The following is a 19,330-nucleotide window of genomic DNA, read 5'->3' as shown; positions in this document are numbered from 1 at the left end:
AGAGGACACGCCCGGCCACAGAGCACAGGAGAGCATCATGCCCAGGGAACGCGGGGAGAAGGTCGTCGCGACCAATCGTCGCGCACGTCACGACTACGCCATCGAGAAGTCGTACGAGGCGGGAATGGTGCTCACCGGCACCGAAGTGAAGTCGCTGCGACAGGGCCGCGCCAACCTCAGCGATGGCTACGCCTTCGTCAAGGGGAACGAGGTGTTCCTCGACTCGGTGCACATCCCGGAGTACTCGCAGGGCCACTGGACCAACCACTCCGCCAAGCGCATCCGCAAGCTGCTGCTGCATCGCGAAGAGATCGCGAAGATCGCCCATGCCGTCTCGGCAGGCGGCTACACGCTCATCCCGATGAAGCTCTACTTCTCCGACGGTCGCGCCAAGGTCGAGATCGCCCTGGCCAAGGGAAAGCGCGAGTACGACAAGCGCCAGACCTTGCGCGAGCGCCAGGACACTCGCGAGGCAGACCGCGCCATGCGCCTGCGGAACCGCGTCGGCGAGTAGACCGCGCACTGTCGCGCCTTCGCACCGACGCACCGCCAGTCAGAGGCGAGGCGTGAACGCGAACACGCGCCCGAGGAAGGTCAGCTCGCGCTCGAGAGCATCGACGATGGTCTCGGCGCTGCGGAACCCGTGTCCTTCACCCGGGTAGAGCACGTACTCGTGGTCGATCCCGCGAGCCGCCAGAGCATCGCGAAGCGCCTCCGACTGCGAGGGCGGGACGACGCGATCCTCCGCGCCCTGCATGAGCAGCACCGGCACCTCGATGCGTTCCGCGTTCGTGAGCGGTGACCGCTCGATGTAGAGATCCTCGGAGGCCGGCAGCGGACCGACCAGGCCCGAGATGTAGTGCTCCTCGAAGTCGTGGGAGTGCTCCGCGAGCATCCGGAGGTCGGCGACGCCGTACCGGCTGATCCCGGCGGCGAAAGTTCCTCCTCGCACGAGCGCGGAAAGAACAGTCCAGCCTCCGGCTGACCCGCCGCGGATGGCGATGCGTGCCGGGTCCGCGAGTCCGGCATCCGCCAGGCCTCGGGCTGCCGCGATGACGTCGTCGACATCGACCACGCCCCACTCTCCGCGCAGTCGCTCCCGGTAGGCGCGCCCATATCCCGTCGATCCGCCGTAGTTCACGTCCAGCACGCCGATGCCGCGGCTGGTGTAGAAGGCGATCGCCGCGGAGGCGGCGCCGGTGACGTGCGCGGTAGGTCCACCGTGCACGAACACGACATAGGGAGGCAGTTCGCCGGCGGGTGCGGCGACGTCCGGGTTGGCCGGCGGGTAGGCGAAGGCATGCACGGGACCGTGAGCGCCCTCGACGACGATCGGCGCGGCCGACGGCATCCAGTCCGCGTCGACTGGCCGACCACCGACGACGGAGGCGATCTCGTCGGTGTCGAGGTCCGCGCACCAGACACCCGGTTCGACAGCAGATCCGTTCCCGACGAGCAGGACCCGGGAGCCGGAGACGTCCTCGATGCTGACGTGCCCGTCGCAGGGGATGTCGATCGTGCGTGTGTCGCCATCTGGGCCGATCTCCACCACCTCGTCGCGACCGTTCGTGCGGACGGCGACGATCCTGCCGTCGGCGAGGGGCTGGTACCACCGGTTCCCGAGCACCCACAGGCCGTATCCGGTGTCGGCATCCGAGGCCGTGAGCGCCGTCGGGTCGGCACGCGGCGTCAGATGGTCGAGCGCCAACCGCTGCAGCTGCCACCGTCCGCTCGGGTCATCGCTGTAGAGCACCTCTGTGTCGGAGACCCACTCGGGCTGCAGTGCGGCCCGGGTCGAGAGCGGCGCGAACGTCTGGTCGTCGACCGCCGTGATGGACAGGAGAGCACTGTCCCACGGCATCCGCACGCCGCTCCACTCGATCCAGGCGATGCGCGTCTGATCGGGTGACAGCGAAGGATGCGCGAAGAACGCCGTCCCCTGCACGAAGACGCGGGTCGCCGTGTCGTCATCCGCGGCGCTCCCGTCGAGAGGGATCTCGACGATCGCTCGCTGATGCGGCTCGACGCTCAGGTCCTCGCGCACGGCGAGGAGGCGCCCGTGCTGCACGCGCAGACCGCCATGCGCCGGACCGGGTGCCGTGAGCGCCTGCGGTGTGCCGCTGTGCTCGAGTCGGTACACACGCTGATCGCGGCCGTCGACGAAGTACAGGATGCCGTCGGCATCCGCCGTCCACGCTCCACCGCCGTATTCGTGGACGCGTGAGCGCGCACTCCACGGCGCAGGCAGGATCTCGGCTCCGCTCGAGCTGCGGACGGTGACGCGCCCGCCCTCAGCCGGCACCGATTCGCCCCACCAGATCTCCGCACCGACGAACCGTGCGCCGTCGATGCGCGGGGTGGATGCCGCGACCGAGGCGGCGGAGAAGGGGGAGGGCCAGGATCCGAACGGCGACGACATGCCTCGAGCCTATGCGCCGTGCGACACACGGCGTCACACTCGTGCGGCCGCCCTCCGCCGTGTTCTAAGTTTCTGGAAACGCCCGGTTAGCCCCGGACGTGGAGCGACAGCCGAGCCCGGCACCCGCCCGCGAACGATGCCCCAGTGTGTCGTGCGCGGCCCCCGGCCCGCCCTGTCCCCAGGAGAGAGATGTCTTCCGAGATCGAGACCTCAGGCACCGCCCGCGTGCCGTTCTCCTTCGAGCTCTATCCGCCGCGATCGGCCTCGAACGAGGAGGCCCTGCACGAGACCGTCCGTCGTCTCGCCGCCGCAGGACCCGAGTTCCTCTCCGTGACCTATGGCGCCGGCGGGTCGACCGGAGGGCGCTCGCTCGACGTGCTCCGCTTCATCCGCGAACACACCGACGTCGAGCCGCTCGCCCACCTGACCTGCGTGGGCAACACGTATGCCGGTGCGGCGGCGCTCATCCGGGAGTTCCTCGACGCCGGCATCCTGAGCTTCCTCGCGCTTCGCGGAGATCCGCCGCTCGGACAGACCGAGGGGTTCCTCGGCGATCTGGAGAGCGCGGCCCAGCTCGTGCAGCTGATCGACCGCGCGCAGGCCGAGCGGGCTCCGTACGAGGAGTCTCCGGTGCCCGGGTTCCCCGGTGCTGCCAGGGTGGCGCCGCGGCGCAAGGTCAACATCGCCGTCGCCGCTTTCCCGAAGGGGCACCCACGAGCGACGCATCGCGCGCAGGAGTTCGAGGCGCTGCTGGCGAAGCAGGCCGCGGGAGCCACCTTCGCGATCACGCAGCTGTTCTTCCACCCGGACGACTATCTCGCCTTCGTCGAGCGTGCGCGCAACGCCGGAGTCACGATCCCCATCCTTCCGGGCATCATGCCGATCACGTCGCCGGCCCGCCTCGCCCGCGTGCTCGAACTGACCGGCGAAGACCTTCCGAGCGAGCTCGCCATCGCCCTCGATGTCGAGCCCACGACCGAGGGCCGTCGGGCGATCGGAATCGAGTGGGCGGCGCGCCTCACTCGAGATGTGGTCGCCGGCGGCGCACCCGGTGTGCACCTTTACGCCTTCAATCAGCACGATACCGTTCTCACCGTGCTCTCCGACGCCGGCATCCTTCCCGCCCTGCGCCACTGAACCCGAACCGACCACGTCGACAAGACCCCGCCGAAAGGAAAGATCATGACTGCATTCCCCGAGGGCACCATCCTCGGCTACCCCCGCATCGGCCGCCGCCGTGAGCTCAAGAAGGCGGTGGAGGCGTTCTGGGCCGGCCGCATCGACGAGGCGGAGCTGGAACGGACCGCATCCGAACTGCGTGCGACCACCCGCGAGCGGCTCACGGCGCTCGGTCTCGGACGCACCGACTCGGCGATCCCGGAGTCGTTCTCCTACTACGACCAGGTGCTCGACGCTGCGACCACCGTCGGTGCGATCCCTGCACGCTTCGAGAACCTGCGGTCGGCCGACGGCACGATCGGTCTGCCCGCCTACTTCACCATCGCCCGCGGCGAAGGTGACCGCGCGCCGCTGGAGATGACGAAGTGGTTCGACTCCAACTACCACTACCTGGTCCCGGAGATCGGCCCGGAGACGGTGTTCTCCCTGTCCAGCGAGCGTCTGGTGCGAGAGGTCGCCGAGGCGGCGGCCGCCGGACTCGTCACCCGCCCCGTGATCGTCGGGCCGGTCACACTGCTGGCTCTGGCGAAAGCTTCGGACGATACGCCCGAAGGCTTCGATCCGCTGTCACGACTTGCCGACGTGCTGCCCGTCTATGTCGAGCTGCTCGCCAAGCTCAAAGCAGCCGGAGCCGAATGGGTTCAGCTGGATGAGCCGGCGCTCGTCAGCGAGTCGCTGCCGGCGTCGACGTCGCAGCTGGCGGATGCCGCGGCATCCGCTCTCGCTGTGCTGGGCGCGGCAGCGGAGCGGCCGTCGATTCTCGTGGCTGCGCCGTACGCAGACCTCGGCGACGTGTTCACGGTGCTCGCCGCCGCCCCGATCGAGGCGATCGCGGTCGACCTGGTGCGCGGTGGCGTTCCCGCGCCGGTGCCGGGCTTGGAAGGGAAGACGCTCGTCGGTGGTGTGATCGACGGGCACAACATCTGGCGCGGTGACCTGGCCGCGGCCTTCGACAAGCTCGAGGTTCTGCGCGGACTCGGTACCCCCGTCTCCGCCGCAACCTCGACGTCTTTGCTGCATGTGCCGCACGACGTCACCGACGAGACCCTTCTCGACACTCGTCTGGCTTCCTGGCTCGCGTTCGCGGATCAGAAGGTCGAGCAGGTGGGCGTTCTGGCGCGAGGCCTCGGGGAAGGTCGCGATGCCATCGCTGCCGAACTCGACTCCGCCTCGGCTGCGCTGGAGGATCGACTGACCGCGCGCGGAGTCCGCGACGGCGAAGTGCGACGCCGCACGCTCGAGGACGCGGACTTCTCGAGGGTCTCCTACGAGGAGCGAGAGTCCGCCCAGGAAGCGCTCGGGCTTCCCGCACTGCCGCTGACCACGATCGGATCGTTCCCGCAGACCGGCGACATCCGTCGCGCACGCGCACAGTTCATCCGAGGTGAGGTGCCTCAAGAGGACTACGAGGAGTTCCTCCGCCGCGAGGTCGCGAGCGTCGTGTCGCTTCAGGAAGAGCTCGGTCTGGACGTGCTCGTGCACGGCGAGCCGGAGCGCAACGACATGGTTCAGTACTTCGCGGAGAACCTCGACGGTTTCGCCGTGACGGAGAACGGCTGGGTCCAGTCCTACGGGTCCAGGGCGACACGGCCGTCGATCCTGTGGGGGGATGTCTCCCGGCCCGCGCCGATCACGGTGGCCTGGTCCAGCTACGCCCAGTCGTTGACCACGAAGCACATGAAGGGGATGCTCACGGGGCCGGTGACGATCCTCGCCTGGTCGTTCGTGCGCGACGACCAGCCGCTGGGGGAGACCGCGAACCAGGTCGCTCTCGCGCTTCGCGAGGAGATCGGCGACCTCGAGGCGGCAGGCATCGAGGTCATCCAGGTCGACGAGCCCGCGCTGCGCGAGCTGCTGCCCCTGAAGAAGGCCGATCAGGCCGCGTACCTCGACTGGTCTGTCGGCTCCTTCCGCCTGGCCACGGGTGGCGCGGCGGCCGGTACTCAGGTGCACACGCACCTCTGTTATTCCGAGTTCGGTGTCGTCATCGACGCCATCCGGGCGCTGGATGCCGACGTGACGTCGATCGAGGCGGCGCGCAGTCGCATGGAGGTCGTCGCGGACATCGCCGAATCGGGGTTCGATCACGGGATCGGCCCCGGGGTCTACGACATCCACTCGCCCCGGGTGCCGACGGTCGACGAGGTCGAGTCGCTGCTGCGTCGCGCGGTCGAGGAGATTCCGACGCGCCAGCTCTGGGTGAACCCGGACTGCGGCCTGAAGACCCGCGGCTACGACGAGACCACTGCGTCCCTGCGCAACATCGTGGAGGCCACCCGCCGCGTCCGCGCAGACGTCTCTGTGAGCGTATGACCGTGTGAGCGCGACTTCTGCGGCCTCGGCGGCACCGACGGCGGCCGGCATCGCGACCTGAGGCCGTAGACGTCGGCGATGGCCGCAGAAGTTCGCGCCCGCCAGCCCATCGTGTGCGTGTGGGGATCAGACGGCGCGGAGCACCGCGACCACCTTGCCGAGGACGATCGCCTCGTCGCCGAGGATCGGCTCGAACGCGGAGTTCCGGGGGAGCAGCCAGGTGTGGCCGTCGCGGCGTCGGAACGTCTTGACGGTCGCATCGCCGTCGAGCATCGCGGCAACGATCTCGCCGTTCTCCGCAGTGTTCTGCGAGCGGATGACCACCCAGTCGCCATCGCAGATCGCGGCGTCGATCATCGACTCGCCGGAAACTTTGAGCATGAACAGGTCGCCCTTGCCCACCAGTTGCCGCGGGAGCGGGAAGATCTCTTCGACGTGCTGGTCGGCCGTGATGGGCACGCCTGCGGCTATCCGGCCGACGAGTGGGACGAGAGCCGCGTCGCCCACTGGGGTGGCCACATCTGCGGGGTTCTCCGCGCTGGTGCCGGGCAGGTCGATGAGCACCTCCATCGCGCGGGTCTTGCCGGGATCGCGGCGGAGGTAACCGCTGAGTTCGAGTTGACCGAGCTGGTGGGTCACGCTGGAAAGGGACTTGAGCCCGACCGCGTCACCGATCTCGCGCATGCTCGGCGGGTAGCCGTGATGCGCGATGGAGGTCTGGATGACCTCGAGGATGGCCATCTGCTTCGGGCTGAGGCTCTTCCGCCGACGCGTCCGAGGGGCCTCCTGCTCCGGGGCTGAGTTCTCGCTCATGGTGCTCCTTCAGTGCGAAGTCCGACGTTCCTCTTCGAATGTCGGAGGCCCGTGGTGGGGTGTTGTTATCGAAACCGTATCCGAGAATCGCGCCGATCTGGAAGATCTGTTCGAGCGTGTCGGCAGATTCCCGGCCTCGATTTCGAAGAACAGTTGACAGATGTTCGAACTCGAAGATATCTTCGGTACGTAGCTTCGCATTCCCGGCTCCCGGCCGAGTCGCGAATGCGAACGCTACGCCAACTTCACCGCCGACCTGAGGGCCGGAGGAAAGGCAAGGAGCCCGACATGAGCAGCATCACCTTCAGCAACGCAGCAGTCGTCCACGCGCCCTCGGCCACGCGGATTCGATTGACGGCACGCGGTCGCGGTGTCCTGCTCGCACTCGCTGCGGTGCCGCTGGCTGTGGGTATCGCCTTCGCCGCGATCAGCGGTGGCAGCGCCATCGCCTCGGGCGGCGACGCCTCGGCTGTCAGCGGTAGCAGCGCCGACTTCGTGACGGTGACGGTGATGCCCGGTGACACGCTGTGGTCGATCGCCAGCTCGATCGCCCCGGCCGCCGACCCGCGCGATGTCATCGGCGAGATCACTCGCCTCAATCTGCTCCCGACCGGCCAGCTCCAGATCGGTCAGGAACTGGCGATCCCCGCGCAATACTCGAGCTGACTCCGGTCGGCGATCCACCCCCGGCGCGCCCTTAACATGGGAAGGGTGACCTCTTCACTCGATGCCCTCCCGTTGCGCGACGATTTGCGGGGCTTGACGCCCTATGGTGCTCCACAAGCGCCGCTGCCGATCGCGCTGAACGTCAACGAGAACACGCACCCGGTTCCGGATGCCGTGGCGAGCGACATTCTCGATGACATCGCCGTCGCTCTACGAGACGTGAACCGATACCCGGATCGGGAGTTCACCACACTGCGTGAGGGATTCGCCGACTATCTCGGTCATGGCCTCACCGCGGAACAGATCTGGGCAGGCAACGGATCCAACGAGGTGCTCCAGCACATCCTTCAGGCTTTCGGCGGCCCTGGGCGCACGGCTTTCGGATTCGCACCGACGTATTCGATGTACCCGCTGATCGCTCAGGGCACCGGGGCGCGATGGGTGCCCGGGACCCGCGAGCCCGATTACACGATCTCGCCGGAAGACGCTGCGGCGCAGGTCCGTGACACCGACCCCGACGTGATTCTGCTCTGCTCGCCGAACAATCCCACGGGCACACCCTTCGGCCTCGACGTCGTGGAAGCGGTGTACGAGGCTTCCCGGGGAGTCGTGGTCGTCGATGAGGCGTATCAGGAGTTCGCGCCGCGCGAAGCGGCAAGCGCGCTGACCCTGCTCGACGGGCGCCCCCGGCTCGCGGTGTCGCGCACGATGAGCAAGGCGTTCGCGTTCGCGGGTGCGCGCGTCGGATATCTGGCGGCGGATCCCGCTTTCATCGATGCGCTGCGCCTGGTGCGGCTGCCCTACCACCTCAGTGCGCTGACCCAGGCAGCCGCCGTCGCGGCGCTGCGCAATGCCGACGTGATGCTCGGCATGGTCGACGAGATCGTCGAGCAGCGCGACCGGATCACAGCGACGCTCGAGGCCCTGGGGTACACGCCCCACGAGTCCTGGTCGAATTTCGTGCTGTTCGGAGGCGTGAACGACCCGCGCGCAACGTGGCAGCGCCTCTACGAACGCGGCATCCTGATTCGCGATGTCGGCATCCCAGGGCACCTCCGGGTCACGGCGGGCACGGAGGCGGAGAGCACCGCGTTCCTTGACGCACTCGCCTCGATAGGATCGGCTTCATGAGCACCTCCGCAGAAAACCCGCGTACCGCGAGCCGCGTGCGCAGCACGTCGGAGTCCACGGTCGAACTCGACCTGAACCTCGACGGAACCGGCGCTTCGCGCATCGACACATCGGTGCCGTTCTTCGACCACATGCTCACCGCCTTCGCGAAGCACTCTCTGACCGACCTCACGGTGCGTGCTTCGGGCGACACTCACATCGACGCTCACCACACCGTGGAGGACGTCTCGATCGTGCTCGGCCAGGCGATCCTCGAGGCGCTGGGTGACAAGTCCGGTATCTCCCGCTACGGCGACGCGCTCGTACCTCTCGATGAGGCACTCGCGCAGGCGGTCGTCGACATCTCCGGTCGCCCGTATCTCGTGCACGAGGGGGAGCCCGCAGGGTTCGAGCACCACCTCATCGGCGGGCACTTCACCGGGTCCTTGGTTCGGCACGCCTTCGAGGCGATCACGTTCAACGCCGCTTTGACCGTGCACGTGCGTGTGCTAGGTGGGCGCGACCCGCACCACATCGCTGAGGCGGAGTTCAAGGCCTTCGCGCGGGCGTTCCGGCAGGCGAAGGCCCTCGACCCGCTCGTCGAGGGAATTCCGTCCACGAAGGGTGCACTGTGAGTCGGGCTCCCCGGGTCGCCGTCTTCGACTACGAGTCCGGCAACGTCCACTCAGCGGTGAAGGCGCTCGTCGCCGCCGGCGCGGATGCTGTGCTGACGCGCGACCGTACGGAGGCACTCGAAGCCGACGGGCTTCTCGTTCCCGGCGTGGGCGCGTTCCAGGCGGTTCGCGATGCTCTGCACGCACACGGCGGAGACGAGATCATCGACCGGCGACTTGCCGGCGGACGCCCCGTCCTCGGGATCTGCGTCGGCATGCAGGTGCTGTTCGAGCGAGGTGTCGAACGCGGGCACGACACCGAGGGCCTCGGAGAATGGCCGGGAACGGTCACCGAACTCAACGCGCCCGTGCTGCCGCACATGGGATGGAACACGGTCGACTCCGGCGCCGACAGTGTCCTCTTCCGCGGCATCGAGCAGGAGCGCTTCTACTTCGTGCACTCCTACGGGGCGCAGTCCTGGGAGCTCGACGTCATTCCGCCGTTCCCGCAGCCCGTGCTCACTTGGACGACGTACGGAGAACCGTTCCTCGCAGCGGTCGAGAACGGGCCGCTGTCGGCGACGCAGTTCCACCCCGAGAAGTCCGGCGAGGCAGGCATCCAGCTGCTTCGCAACTGGATCGGGAGCCTCTGAGTCCCACTCAGACGATCGGCTGCTCGGCGTCAGAATCCGCGTGCGACGGATGCCGCGGCCGAAAGCCATGCGCGCTGAGTGCGCTTGGCGAGAGCGCCGTACCGCAGGTGGCCGTCCACCATCTCCTGATCGAAGGGGATCGTGACGACGTCGCGGGCCAGGGACTTGTACCCGCCGACGACGTGCTCCACGTCGGCCGCCGACGCCTTCGGGTCAGCCTGCGAGACCACGACGACGGACTGCTGAGCAAGTCGAGCCGAACGCTCATCGCGGTCCTCGAGTGCCTCGATGAGCAGCGCGCCGGCCTCGGCGTGATCGTCGCGTGTCGTCGTCGCGACGACCAGCTGATCGGCACGATCGATCATCTGCAGCCACATCGGATCGGATTCATCGTTGCCTGAGTCGATGATGATGAGCCGGTAGAACTTCGCCGCCACCGCGTGGATGGCGTCGACGTCCTCCGGGCTGAGGCGGTTCTCATGGGCGAGCCTGATGGGCTTCGACCGCAGCACGTCGTACTTCTCTCGCGGCTGGTGGTGCATGAAGTGGGCGAGGTCTGCGGACTGCGCACCCGTGCCGAGCAGTCGCCCGACTTCAGGCAGCATCTCCAGCAGAGTGCGGTCATGGGATCCGGCGTCGGTCCGCCATCCCAGGGTTCCGCGGGTCTGGTTGTTGTCCCACGCCAGGACGCCTGCGCCGCCGTACCGGGCGAACACTGCCGAGAGCAGGATCGTCGTCGGGGTCTTTCCCGCGCCACCCTTTCCGTTGACCACGGCGATGGTGCGCGGGCCGGGCCAGTGCTGACTCACCGCGAGTTCGTCATCCCGGACAGGCTGCTCCTGGGGCGACGGGGCAAAGTGGAAACCGAGCCGGTTCAAGAGGCCTCGCGCGCCCTCGCGCGCCGGCTCTTCGGGGCGCTCGGTCTGCAGGAACGAGTGCCGATCGCGCAGCACGCGTTGTTCCCGTCGCGACGCCGGCTCGATGGGAGCGTACACCGGCATCGACGGTGCGAAGCTGGCAGGAGCCTCGTCGGCGGCGGGAGCGTCGTCGGCTGACGGCGCACTGACCGGAGGCGCACTGACCGGGGGTGCGGTGACCGGGGGTGCGGTGACCGGGGGTGCGGTGGCGGGAGCCTCGGCGGTCGGCGGTGCGGTGACGGGCGGGGCGGTTACGGGCGGTGCGGTGACGGGCGGGGCGGTGACCGGCGGGGCGGTGACCGGAGGTGTCGGAGCGGGAGCGGCGACGGACCGCACGGCGACCGGAGAAGTGATCGGATCCTCAGGGCCCGCATCACCGGGACTCGGCGCATCGGGCGCGGGCGTCTCGACGGGGTCTGGACGACGCTCCTGTCGTGCGGCGGCACGAGTGCGACGATACGGCGGCTGGCCCGGCATCGACGAGTCGGCAGCGGGCAGTGGGGGAGCGGGAGGGGCGCCCATCGGGAAGAGCGGGACGGAATCGACGAGCTGCGGCTCGCCGCCGTTGTCGGGCGACGCCGCTGGGGCCTTGGCTTCTTCATGCGGTCCGGACATCATGACTCACCCTATCTCCTGCATTTGGAGGGCGACTGCCTCCGCGATACCCTCGGTTCTCGTGCGTCCGCGACGCCTGCTCGCACCACGGATCTGTATCCTCACCTTAGGAACTCATGAACGACTTCGCGCAGTCTCCCTCGCTCACGCTTCTCCCCGCGGTCGATGTCGCCGGCGGCAAGGCGGTCCGCCTCACCCAGGGCGAGGCCGGCACCGAGACCAGCTACGGCGACCCGATGGATGCTGCCGGGGAGTGGGTGTCGCAGGGTGCGAAGTGGATCCACCTCGTCGACCTCGATGCTGCTTTCGGTCGCGGCAGCAACACCTCGATCCTCCGCAAGGTCATCAAGCAGTACAAGAACGTGAACGTCGAGCTCTCGGGCGGCATCCGTGACGATGCGACGCTCGAGGCGGCGCTGGAGAGCGGCGCCAGCCGCATCAACCTCGGCACCGCCGCCCTGGAGAATCCGGAGTGGGCGGCCGACGTCATCAGCCGCTACGGCGAGGCGATCGCCGTGGGACTGGACGTGCGCGGCACCACCCTGGCGGCACGCGGCTGGACCAAGGAAGGCGGAGACCTCTGGGAGGTGCTCGACCGTCTCGAGGATGCCGGCTGCAGCCGCTACGTCGTCACCGATGTCACGAAGGACGGCACGCTGCGCGGGCCGAACCTCGAGCTGCTGCGCGAGGTGACTTCCCGCACACCGAAGCCCGTCGTCGCGTCCGGCGGAATCTCGAACCTCGACGACATCATCGCTCTTCGCGAGCTCGTCCCACTCGGTGTGGAGGGCGCGATCGTCGGCAAGGCGCTCTACGCGAAGGCCTTCACGCTCGCTGAGGCGCTGGATGTCGCAGGGGACTGACGACATCGGCGGCCCGGGCCACGGCGACTCTGCAGGGGTGCCATGGGAGGGCCGGAGTTTCGAGTCGAACCCGCACGCGGCGGATGACGGTTCCGCCGACCCGGCACTGCTCGACGCCGTGCTGCGCTTTCGCGCCGGTCAGGGCACTCAGGTCGAGGTCGTCGACGCCTTCCGGAGCGCCAGGGTCCTGATCCCGCTCGTCGCCGAGCGAGGCGATGAGGGCGTCGCCCCGAACGGACTCACTGTCGACAAGACGCAGGAGCTGTCGATCGTCACGGTCGCCGCTCCCGACGGTCGCCGGGTTCAGCCCGTCTTCTCATCGGTCGGCGCCATGAGGAACTGGGATGCGACGGCACGGCCGATTCCCGTCGAAGCGGTGCGAGCGGCTCTGGCGGCATCCGCGGAGGACACCGACCTGATCGTGCTGGACCCGACGTCGGACACCGAGTTCGTCCTGCGCCGCCCGGCGGTCTGGGCGATCGCGCAAGGACACGAGTGGGAGCCCAGCTTCCTGTCGCCGGAGGTCTTCGCGGCGCTGCAGGAGAGCGTGGCTCACGAACTCGCCGTGATCGACGTGGCCGTCGCTCCGGGCGATCCCGATGCGCGGCTACGGGGCCCGGAACTCATCGTCGTCCTGGAGCTCGTCGACGGTCTCGAGCGCGAGGTGCTCGACGCGGTGCTCGCCCGACTCGCTCAGCGCTGGGCGTCCGATGATCGCATCGCGGTCCTCGCGGACTCGCTCACGGTCAAACTGCGCCGCAGCGCCTGAGCGAACTCGACGCGCCGTCCGGTCGGACTAGTTGACCGGACCGGTCCACTTCTCGCCCGGTCCCTTGCCGATGGGATCGGGAATGACCGATGCTTCGCGGAAGGCCAGCTGCAGGGACCGAAGGCCGTCGCGCAGTGAACGCGCGTGCATGTCGCTGATCTCGGGAGCGCCCGCGGTGATGAGACCGGCGAGGGCGTTGATCAGCTTGCGGGCTTCGTCGAGGTCGAGCTCCGAATCGGGGTCGTCCGCCAACCCGAGCTTCACGGCGGCCGCGCTCATCAGGTGCACGGCGGCGGTCGTGATGACCTCGACCGCAGGCACATCGGCGATGTCCCGGGTGGCGGAGGATGCCGCTTCCTCTTGCCGTGCCCAACGCTCTTCGCGCTCGCGTCTGGCCTCGTCCGGTACCTGGTTCGTCACTTCGCCTTGCCTTCTGTTAGACTTTGGCGGGCTCCGGAGCGTAATGCTCCGGTACGAAAGAGGATTCACTTCCCACCCGCGCTTGCCGTTCCAGGCTACCGGGTCCAGCACTCCGCCGGTTCCGATCGTGAGATCCGACCGGCAGGCAGGGTGCGAGCCGGTGTCTGAACGCCGGTGGGTGGGGGACGATTCCGAATTCGCCCGTGATGCTGAGAGCGTCGCGGTGGCTGAATCACATCGTCTAAGGAGCACCTATCAGCGATCCCCGCACCAATGAGCGCATCCGCGTCCCCGAGGTCCGCCTCGTCGGACCCGCGGGTGAGCAGATCGGCGTTGTCCGCATCGAAGCGGCGCTGCGCCTTGCGCAGGAAGCCGATCTTGACCTCGTCGAGGTCGCCCCGAACTCGAAGCCGCCCGTGGTCAAGATCATGGACTACGGCAAGTTCAAGTACGAGGCCGCCCAGAAGGACAAGGAAGCTCGCCGTAACCAGGCGAACACGATCCTCAAGGAAGTCCGCTTCCGCCTGAAGATCGAAGCGCACGACTACACGACCAAGCTGAAGCGCGCAGAGGGCTTCCTCAAGGCCGGCGACAAGGTCAAGGCGATGATCCTGTTCCGTGGTCGCGAGCAGTCGCGCCCCGAGCAGGGCGTGCGTCTGCTGCGCAAGTTCGCCGAAGACGTCGCCGAGCTCGGCACCGTCGAGTCGAATCCGACGATCGACGGTCGCAACATGGTCATGGTCGTTGCTCCCCTGAAGAGCAAGTCCGAGGCCAAGCAGGAGCAGAACGCCGCTCGCGATGCACAGCGCGCCGCGAACAAGCAGGCGGCTCGTGAGTCCAAGAGCGAGTCGGATGCTCCGGCTCCGGCTCCCGCGGAGTAACTCCCGCCCCCAGAACTCCCGCACCGCGGGTTGACACCGTCGCCTGAGAAGGCGCCATACGAAGGAAGAGAAGATGCCGAAGCAGAAGACCCACTCGGGTGCTAAGAAGCGCTTCAAGATCACCGGCAGCGGCAAGCTGAAGAAGCAGCAGGCCGGTATGCGCCACAACCTCGAGCACAAGTCGAGCCGTCGCACTCGTCGTCTGAACCAGGACCAGGTGCTCTCGAAGGCTGACACCAAGGTCGCGAAGAAGCTTCTCGGTCGCTGAAGCGCCCGAACGCACGAATAGGAACACAGGAAAATGGCAAGAGTAAAGCGGGCGGTAAACGCCCACAAGAAGCGCCGGGTCATCCTCGAGCGCGCCTCCGGTTACCGCGGACAGCGTTCGCGCCTCTACCGCAAGGCCAAAGAGCAGGTCATCCACTCCCTGGTCTACTCGTACCGTGACCGTCGCAAGCGCAAGGGTGACTTCCGTCGCCTCTGGATCCAGCGCATCAACGCCGCTGCACGCCAGAACGGCATGACGTACAACCGCTTCATCCAGGGCCTCGGCCTCGCGGGTGTCACGGTCGACCGTCGCATGCTCGCCGACCTCGCGGTCAACGACGCAGCGACGTTCACGACTCTGATCGAGACGGCGAAGAAGGCTCTGCCCTCCGACGTCAACGCTCCGAAGTCGGCAGCGTAAGCACACGCACCACGAGAACGGGCGTCCTCCTTCGGGAGGGCGCCCGTTTTGGCGTCGGTCGTCTCATCACGCACTGCGGTGTGGGACCGGCCGTGACCCTAGACTGTGATCGTGCTGGAAAACCCCCGGTCCCCCCGCGTCCGTGCCGTGGCGAAGCTGACGAAACGCAGCGCTCGCACCGAGACCGGTCTGTTCCTCCTCGAAGGGCCGCAGGCGGTCCGCGAGGCGCTCACCTACCGTCCCGACGCCATCGTGGAATTGTTCGCCACGCCGACCGGCTGGGAGAAGCATCCTGACATCAGGGCCAAGGCCGGCGATGCCGAGATCGATGTCGAGTATGTGACCGAGTACGTCCTCAACGCGATGGCCGACACAGTCACCCCGCAGGGGCTTGTGGCCGTGGTCCAGCAGACGCCGACTTCCCTGCGCGACATCTTCGCGGCAGCCCCGCGTCTGGTCGCGATCTGCGAAGAGGTGCGAGACCCCGGGAATCTGGGCACGATCATCCGAGCGGCTGATGCCGCAGGTGCGGATGCCGTCGTGCTGACCGGCCGTACGGTCGATCCCTATAACCCGAAGGTGGTCCGCGCGACGACCGGGTCCCTGTTCCACCTCCCGATCTCGGTCGGGGGAGACCTCGCCGACGTCGTCACACGCGCCCATGCGGCGGGCCTCCGTATCCTGGCGGCCGACGTGAAAGGCGACGACCTGCTTGCGGCTCGCGCAGAGGGAGTGCTGGCCGAACCGACGGGCTGGCTGTTCGGCAACGAGGCGCACGGGCTGGAAGACGAAGCGCTCACCCTCGCGGATCGCGTCCTGAAGCTGCCCATCTTCGGCCGTGCCGAATCCCTGAACCTCGCGACCGCCGCGAGCGTGTGCCTGTACGAGAGCGCATTCGCTCAACGGGCAGCGGGGTAGAGCTCGCGCGGTCCGCGCAGCATCATCGGTCGCACCCGACCGCGTGTCACGAACGTGTAAAGCTCGACGTGGCGTCTGGAGCCAGAACGCTCGACCTGGCTAGTTTGGAGAAATGATGACCTCTGGTACACCCCTTGTCGTGGTCGACAACGTGCAGAAGCACTACGGCGACTTCCAGGCGCTGGCCGACATCAACCTCACCGTCGACTCGGGCGAGGTCGTCGTGGTGATCGGCCCATCGGGTTCCGGCAAGTCGACGCTGTGCCGCACGATCAACCGCCTCGAGACGATCACCAGCGGCACGATCAGCATCGACGGCAAAGAACTGCCGGCCGAAGGCAAGTCGCTCGCGCACCTTCGTGCCGATGTGGGCATGGTGTTCCAGTCCTTCAACCTCTTCGCGCATCTCACGATTCTGGAGAACGTGACACTGGGGCCGATCAAGGTCCGCGGCATGAAGAAAGCGGATGCCGAGAAAGAGGCCATGATCCTGCTGACCCGCGTCGGCGTGGCAGAGCAGGCGTCGAAGCTTCCTGCCCAGCTCTCCGGCGGGCAGCAGCAGCGCGTCGCCATCGCTCGCGCTCTGGCCATGCAGCCGAAGGTCATGCTCTTCGATGAGCCCACCAGCGCGCTCGACCCCGAGATGATCAACGAGGTCCTCGACGTCATGGTCGAGTTGGCCCATGACGGCATGACGATGATCGTCGTGACCCATGAGATGGGCTTCGCGCGGAAGGCCGCCGACCGTGTGGTCTTCATGGCCGACGGTCGCATCGTGGAGGAGGCGACGCCCGAGGAGTTCTTCACGAACCCGAAGAGCGATCGTGCCAAGGACTTCCTCTCCAAGCTCCTCACCCACTGATCTGCGCAGAACGCGCTGATCACACAAGACCCTGCACACACAGCACACGAAGGAGACGCACATGCGACGCACACGGACACTGGCGGGCATCGGCATCGCGGCGACAGCTCTGCTGGCGCTCACGGCCTGCAACAGCGGCAGCCCGTCGACCCCCGGCGGCACCGGCGGCGAAGAGGGCGGCGAGGACTCGACGTGGTTCGAGGTCGCCTCGGACGTCCAGCTCGAAGGCAGCCCCACCTTCGACGCGATCACCGAGCGTGACCAGGTCGTCATCGGTGTCAAGGAGGACCAGCCCGGTCTCGGCTACCTCGATGTCACGACGGGGGAGCGCACCGGCTTCGACGTCGACATCGCCCGCTGGATCGCGGCCTCGCTCGGCTACGACGAGGACAAGATCGAGTTCAAGCCCATCGCCTCGGCCAACCGCGAGCAGGCGCTCGTCAACGGAGACGTCGACTACTACGTCGGCACCTACTCCATCAACGACAAGCGCAAGGAGCAGATCAACTTCGCCGGTCCGTACTTCATCACGGGTCAGGGTCTGCTGGTGACGGCCGACAACGAAGACATCAAGAGCGAAGCGGATCTGACCGCGGACACCACGGTGTGCTCGGCGACGGGTTCGACGCCGATCCAGAACATCCGCGACAACTACCCGGAGGTTCCCACCAAGGAGTACGACCTGTACTCCGCGTGTGTCGAGGCTCTGCTCTCCGGCGAGGTCCAGGCGGTCACCACCGACCAGGCGATCCTCATCGGCTACGCCGCGCAGGACCCGGAGAACCTGAAGGTCGTCGGCGAGCCGTTCACGGAGGAGCGCTACGGCGTCGGCCTCGCCAAGGATGACACCGCGCTGCAGGAGCACATCAACACGCTCTTCACCGACGGTGGCGACATCTGGCAGGCGATCTTCGACAAGAACCTCGGAGAGTCGGGCATCGAAGTCGAACAGCCTGCTGTCGACTAATCGAACAGAGGGGGCGGCCGCGAAGGCCGCCCCCTCCTCATCCTGAAGGGGAGGACGGCGTGGACGTCATCTTCGGAAACCTCGATCTGTGGGGAACGGCGATCCGCAACACCCTGCTGATCTTCTTCGGCGGCGCGCTGCTCGCCCTGGTCCTCGGCATCATCGTCGGCGCCATGCGTGTCGCCCCCGTGCCGATCGCCCGCGGCGTCGGAACCGTGTACGTGAACCTCATCCGTAACACGCCGCTGACCCTCGTCTTCTTCTTCTTCATCTTCGGCTATCCGCAGCTCGGACTGCCGAAGCTCAGCACCACCGTCCTCGGCATCCTCGCCATCGGCATCTACACGGCCACGTACGTCGCCGAGGTGATCCGCGCGGGCATCAACACGGTGCCGGTCGGCCAGGCTGAGGCGGCGCGAGCGATCGGGCTGCCGTTCGGGCAGGTGATGTCGCTCGTCGTCCTTCCTCAGGCTTTCCGTTCCGTGGTGCCCCCGATGATGAGCGTCTTCATCGCCCTGCTGAAGAACACCACCGTCGCCGCCGGATTCTCTGTGGTCGAACTCGGCGCGGTCCGTTCCTATCTCAGTGAGCGCGGCGAGAACGCGCTCGTGGTTCTGCTCTGGGTGGCGCTCATCTTCGTCGCTCTGGTCATGCTGCTCAGCTGGCTCCAGCGATATCTCGAGAACAAGTGGAGGATCGCGCGATGACTTCCGTCCTGTACGACGTCCCCGGTCCCAAAGCGATCCTCCGTAACCGGCTGATCGGGGTGGCGACCGTCGTCGTCATCCTCGCTCTCCTCGCCTTCATCGGCTTCCGCTTCTACGAGAGCGGCCAGTTCGACGCGTCTCGCTGGTATGTCTTCACGTTCAGTGCCGTCTGGACGCAGATCTTCGGCGCCCTCGGACGCACGCTCGCCGCCTTCGGGCTCGCGGCGATCCTGAGTCTCGTCCTGGCCTTCGTGCTCGCCATCGGGCGGCTCTCCGATCGCGCCTGGATCCGGGTCCCGGTCACCGTCCTCACGGAGTTCTTCCGCGCGGTGCCGGTGCTCGTGTTCATGATGTTGCTCTACTACGGCCTTCCCACCCTCGGGGTCAAGATGGATCCGTATTGGGCGGTCGTCATCGCGCTGACCGTCTACAACGGCTCGGTGCTCGCCGAAGTGCTGCGTGCCGGAATCGAATCGCTGCCCCGCGGGCAGAAGGAAGCCGGCTACGCCATCGGGCTCCGCAAGAGCGGTGTCATGCGCCTCATCCTGTTCCCACAGGCCGTGCGCGCGATGCTCCCGGTGATCGTCGCCCAGCTCGTGGTGACGCTGAAGGACACCGCGCTCGGCTTCATCATCACGTACCCCGAACTGCTGTACTTCGCCAAGCAGCTCACGTCCCAGCAGGGCCGCCCGGTGCTGCAGTCGGCGTTCGTCATCGGCGGCATCTACATCGTCATGTGTCTGATCCTCTCGGGCATCGCCAAGTGGCTCGAGATCCGCACGCGTCGTTCGCCGCGACTCAAGGGTTACAACCCCGATTTCGGTGGCGCTGACCCGCGCCAGCATGGAGATGCGACGGTCACCGAAGTGATCGCGATGCAACGCGGAGGCGGCAAGTTCGACATGGGGAACGGGCCAGGAGCGGGGTGACCGGACGGGCGGACCGCCCGAGCGCCG

At 67.4% G+C, this 19,330-nt stretch carries 21 protein-coding genes; 17 read left to right on the top strand and 4 right to left on the bottom strand.

The window, feature by feature from the left end; translation table 11 throughout:
* The first annotated feature begins 37 nt into the window (after positions 1 to 37).
* Complete coding sequence (gene smpB, locus D7252_RS18610) at positions 38 to 514, top strand: SsrA-binding protein SmpB (protein ID WP_120777095.1); 477 nt, start codon at positions 38 to 40, stop codon at positions 512 to 514.
* A 39-nt stretch (positions 515 to 553) separates the two neighbouring features.
* Here smpB and D7252_RS18605 read toward each other — a convergent pair whose 3' ends face one another.
* Entirely contained in the window at positions 554 to 2,419 is a 1,866-nt protein-coding gene (locus tag D7252_RS18605) for a S9 family peptidase (RefSeq protein ID WP_120777094.1), read from the bottom strand.
* A 189-nt stretch (positions 2,420 to 2,608) separates the two neighbouring features.
* Here D7252_RS18605 and D7252_RS18600 point away from each other — a divergent pair, with 189 nt between their 5' ends.
* Both D7252_RS18600 and metE read left to right on the top strand, forming a co-directional pair.
* Positions 2,609 to 3,556 (top strand): methylenetetrahydrofolate reductase, encoded by a 948-nt coding sequence (locus D7252_RS18600; protein WP_120777093.1) that lies wholly within the window; start codon positions 2,609 to 2,611, stop codon positions 3,554 to 3,556.
* 45 nt (positions 3,557 to 3,601) lie between these two features.
* Positions 3,602 to 5,911: a 5-methyltetrahydropteroyltriglutamate--homocysteine S-methyltransferase gene (metE, locus tag D7252_RS18595; RefSeq protein WP_120777092.1), complete on the top strand. Its 2,310-nt coding sequence runs from the start codon at positions 3,602 to 3,604 to the stop codon at positions 5,909 to 5,911.
* Between the two features lie 126 nt (positions 5,912 to 6,037).
* On the opposite strand, the gene lexA is transcribed toward metE, so the two are convergent.
* On the bottom strand, positions 6,038 to 6,724 hold the full coding sequence (gene lexA, locus D7252_RS18590) for a transcriptional repressor LexA (protein ID WP_120777091.1): 687 nt from the start codon (positions 6,722 to 6,724) through the stop codon (positions 6,038 to 6,040).
* A 288-nt stretch (positions 6,725 to 7,012) separates the two neighbouring features.
* Between lexA and D7252_RS18585 the strand changes: the two genes are divergently transcribed.
* From D7252_RS18585 to hisH, 4 genes are read left to right on the top strand one after another with little or no spacing between them, the layout of a single operon-like run.
* Positions 7,013 to 7,390, top strand: a complete 378-nt coding sequence (locus D7252_RS18585; protein WP_120777090.1) for a LysM peptidoglycan-binding domain-containing protein — start codon at positions 7,013 to 7,015, stop codon at positions 7,388 to 7,390.
* 36 nt (positions 7,391 to 7,426) lie between these two features.
* Positions 7,427 to 8,521, top strand: a complete 1,095-nt coding sequence (locus D7252_RS18580) for a histidinol-phosphate transaminase (protein WP_183055411.1) — start codon at positions 7,427 to 7,429, stop codon at positions 8,519 to 8,521.
* On the top strand, positions 8,518 to 9,135 hold the full coding sequence (gene hisB / locus D7252_RS18575) for an imidazoleglycerol-phosphate dehydratase HisB (protein ID WP_120777088.1): 618 nt from the start codon (positions 8,518 to 8,520) through the stop codon (positions 9,133 to 9,135). Before D7252_RS18580 ends, hisB begins: the two co-directional genes overlap by 4 nt.
* Positions 9,132 to 9,767 carry an imidazole glycerol phosphate synthase subunit HisH gene (gene hisH / locus D7252_RS18570; protein ID WP_120777087.1) on the top strand — a complete coding sequence of 212 codons (636 nt, stop codon included), beginning with the start codon at positions 9,132 to 9,134 and terminating at the stop codon, positions 9,765 to 9,767. Before hisB ends, hisH begins: the two co-directional genes overlap by 4 nt.
* 29 nt (positions 9,768 to 9,796) lie before the next feature.
* Here hisH and D7252_RS20540 read toward each other — a convergent pair whose 3' ends face one another.
* Positions 9,797 to 11,302 (bottom strand): AAA family ATPase, encoded by a 1,506-nt coding sequence (locus D7252_RS20540; protein WP_285229101.1) that lies wholly within the window; start codon positions 11,300 to 11,302, stop codon positions 9,797 to 9,799.
* A 113-nt stretch (positions 11,303 to 11,415) separates the two neighbouring features.
* Here D7252_RS20540 and priA point away from each other — a divergent pair, with 113 nt between their 5' ends.
* A complete protein-coding gene (gene priA / locus D7252_RS18560; RefSeq protein WP_120777086.1) occupies positions 11,416 to 12,162 on the top strand; it encodes a bifunctional 1-(5-phosphoribosyl)-5-((5-phosphoribosylamino)methylideneamino)imidazole-4-carboxamide isomerase/phosphoribosylanthranilate isomerase PriA in 747 nt (248 codons plus the stop codon).
* Entirely contained in the window at positions 12,146 to 12,931 is a 786-nt protein-coding gene (locus tag D7252_RS18555) for an SseB family protein (protein WP_120777085.1), read from the top strand. Before priA ends, D7252_RS18555 begins: the two co-directional genes overlap by 17 nt.
* Positions 12,932 to 12,958: 27 nt before the next feature.
* On the opposite strand, the gene D7252_RS18550 is transcribed toward D7252_RS18555, so the two are convergent.
* A complete protein-coding gene (locus D7252_RS18550; protein WP_120777084.1) occupies positions 12,959 to 13,351 on the bottom strand; it encodes a DUF1844 domain-containing protein in 393 nt (130 codons plus the stop codon).
* Positions 13,352 to 13,605: 254 nt separating this feature from the next.
* Between D7252_RS18550 and infC the strand changes: the two genes are divergently transcribed.
* The 8 genes from infC (at position 13,606) to D7252_RS18510 (ending at position 19,303) form a co-directional block, all read left to right on the top strand.
* Positions 13,606 to 14,232 carry a translation initiation factor IF-3 gene (gene infC, locus D7252_RS18545; RefSeq protein WP_120777083.1) on the top strand — a complete coding sequence of 209 codons (627 nt, stop codon included), beginning with the start codon at positions 13,606 to 13,608 and terminating at the stop codon, positions 14,230 to 14,232.
* A gap of 73 nt (positions 14,233 to 14,305) precedes the next feature.
* Entirely contained in the window at positions 14,306 to 14,500 is a 195-nt protein-coding gene (gene rpmI, locus D7252_RS18540; RefSeq protein ID WP_017828564.1) for a 50S ribosomal protein L35, read from the top strand.
* A gap of 33 nt (positions 14,501 to 14,533) precedes the next feature.
* On the top strand, positions 14,534 to 14,920 hold the full coding sequence (gene rplT / locus D7252_RS18535; RefSeq protein ID WP_120777082.1) for a 50S ribosomal protein L20: 387 nt from the start codon (positions 14,534 to 14,536) through the stop codon (positions 14,918 to 14,920).
* Between the two features lie 111 nt (positions 14,921 to 15,031).
* Positions 15,032 to 15,838 (top strand): RNA methyltransferase, encoded by an 807-nt coding sequence (locus D7252_RS18530; RefSeq protein ID WP_120777287.1) that lies wholly within the window; start codon positions 15,032 to 15,034, stop codon positions 15,836 to 15,838.
* A 112-nt stretch (positions 15,839 to 15,950) separates the two neighbouring features.
* A complete protein-coding gene (locus D7252_RS18525; RefSeq protein WP_374225795.1) occupies positions 15,951 to 16,700 on the top strand; it encodes an amino acid ABC transporter ATP-binding protein in 750 nt (249 codons plus the stop codon).
* Positions 16,701 to 16,761: 61 nt separating this feature from the next.
* The gene (locus D7252_RS18520) at positions 16,762 to 17,667 is read left to right on the top strand and encodes a glutamate ABC transporter substrate-binding protein (RefSeq protein ID WP_120777081.1); all 906 of its coding nucleotides are present in this window, start codon (positions 16,762 to 16,764) and stop codon (positions 17,665 to 17,667) included.
* Positions 17,668 to 17,726: 59 nt separating this feature from the next.
* Positions 17,727 to 18,374, top strand: a complete 648-nt coding sequence (locus D7252_RS18515; protein WP_120777080.1) for an amino acid ABC transporter permease — start codon at positions 17,727 to 17,729, stop codon at positions 18,372 to 18,374.
* Entirely contained in the window at positions 18,371 to 19,303 is a 933-nt protein-coding gene (locus D7252_RS18510; protein WP_120777285.1) for an amino acid ABC transporter permease, read from the top strand. The genes D7252_RS18515 and D7252_RS18510 overlap by 4 nt, the downstream gene beginning before the upstream one ends.
* Positions 19,304 to 19,330 lie beyond the last annotated feature (27 nt).

Source organism: Microbacterium sp. CGR2 (genome assembly GCF_003626735.1).
GTDB lineage: Bacteria > Actinomycetota > Actinomycetes > Actinomycetales > Microbacteriaceae > Microbacterium.
Note: the sequence above shows the minus strand (reverse complement) of the source record. Positions and strands in the feature narration are given on the sequence as shown.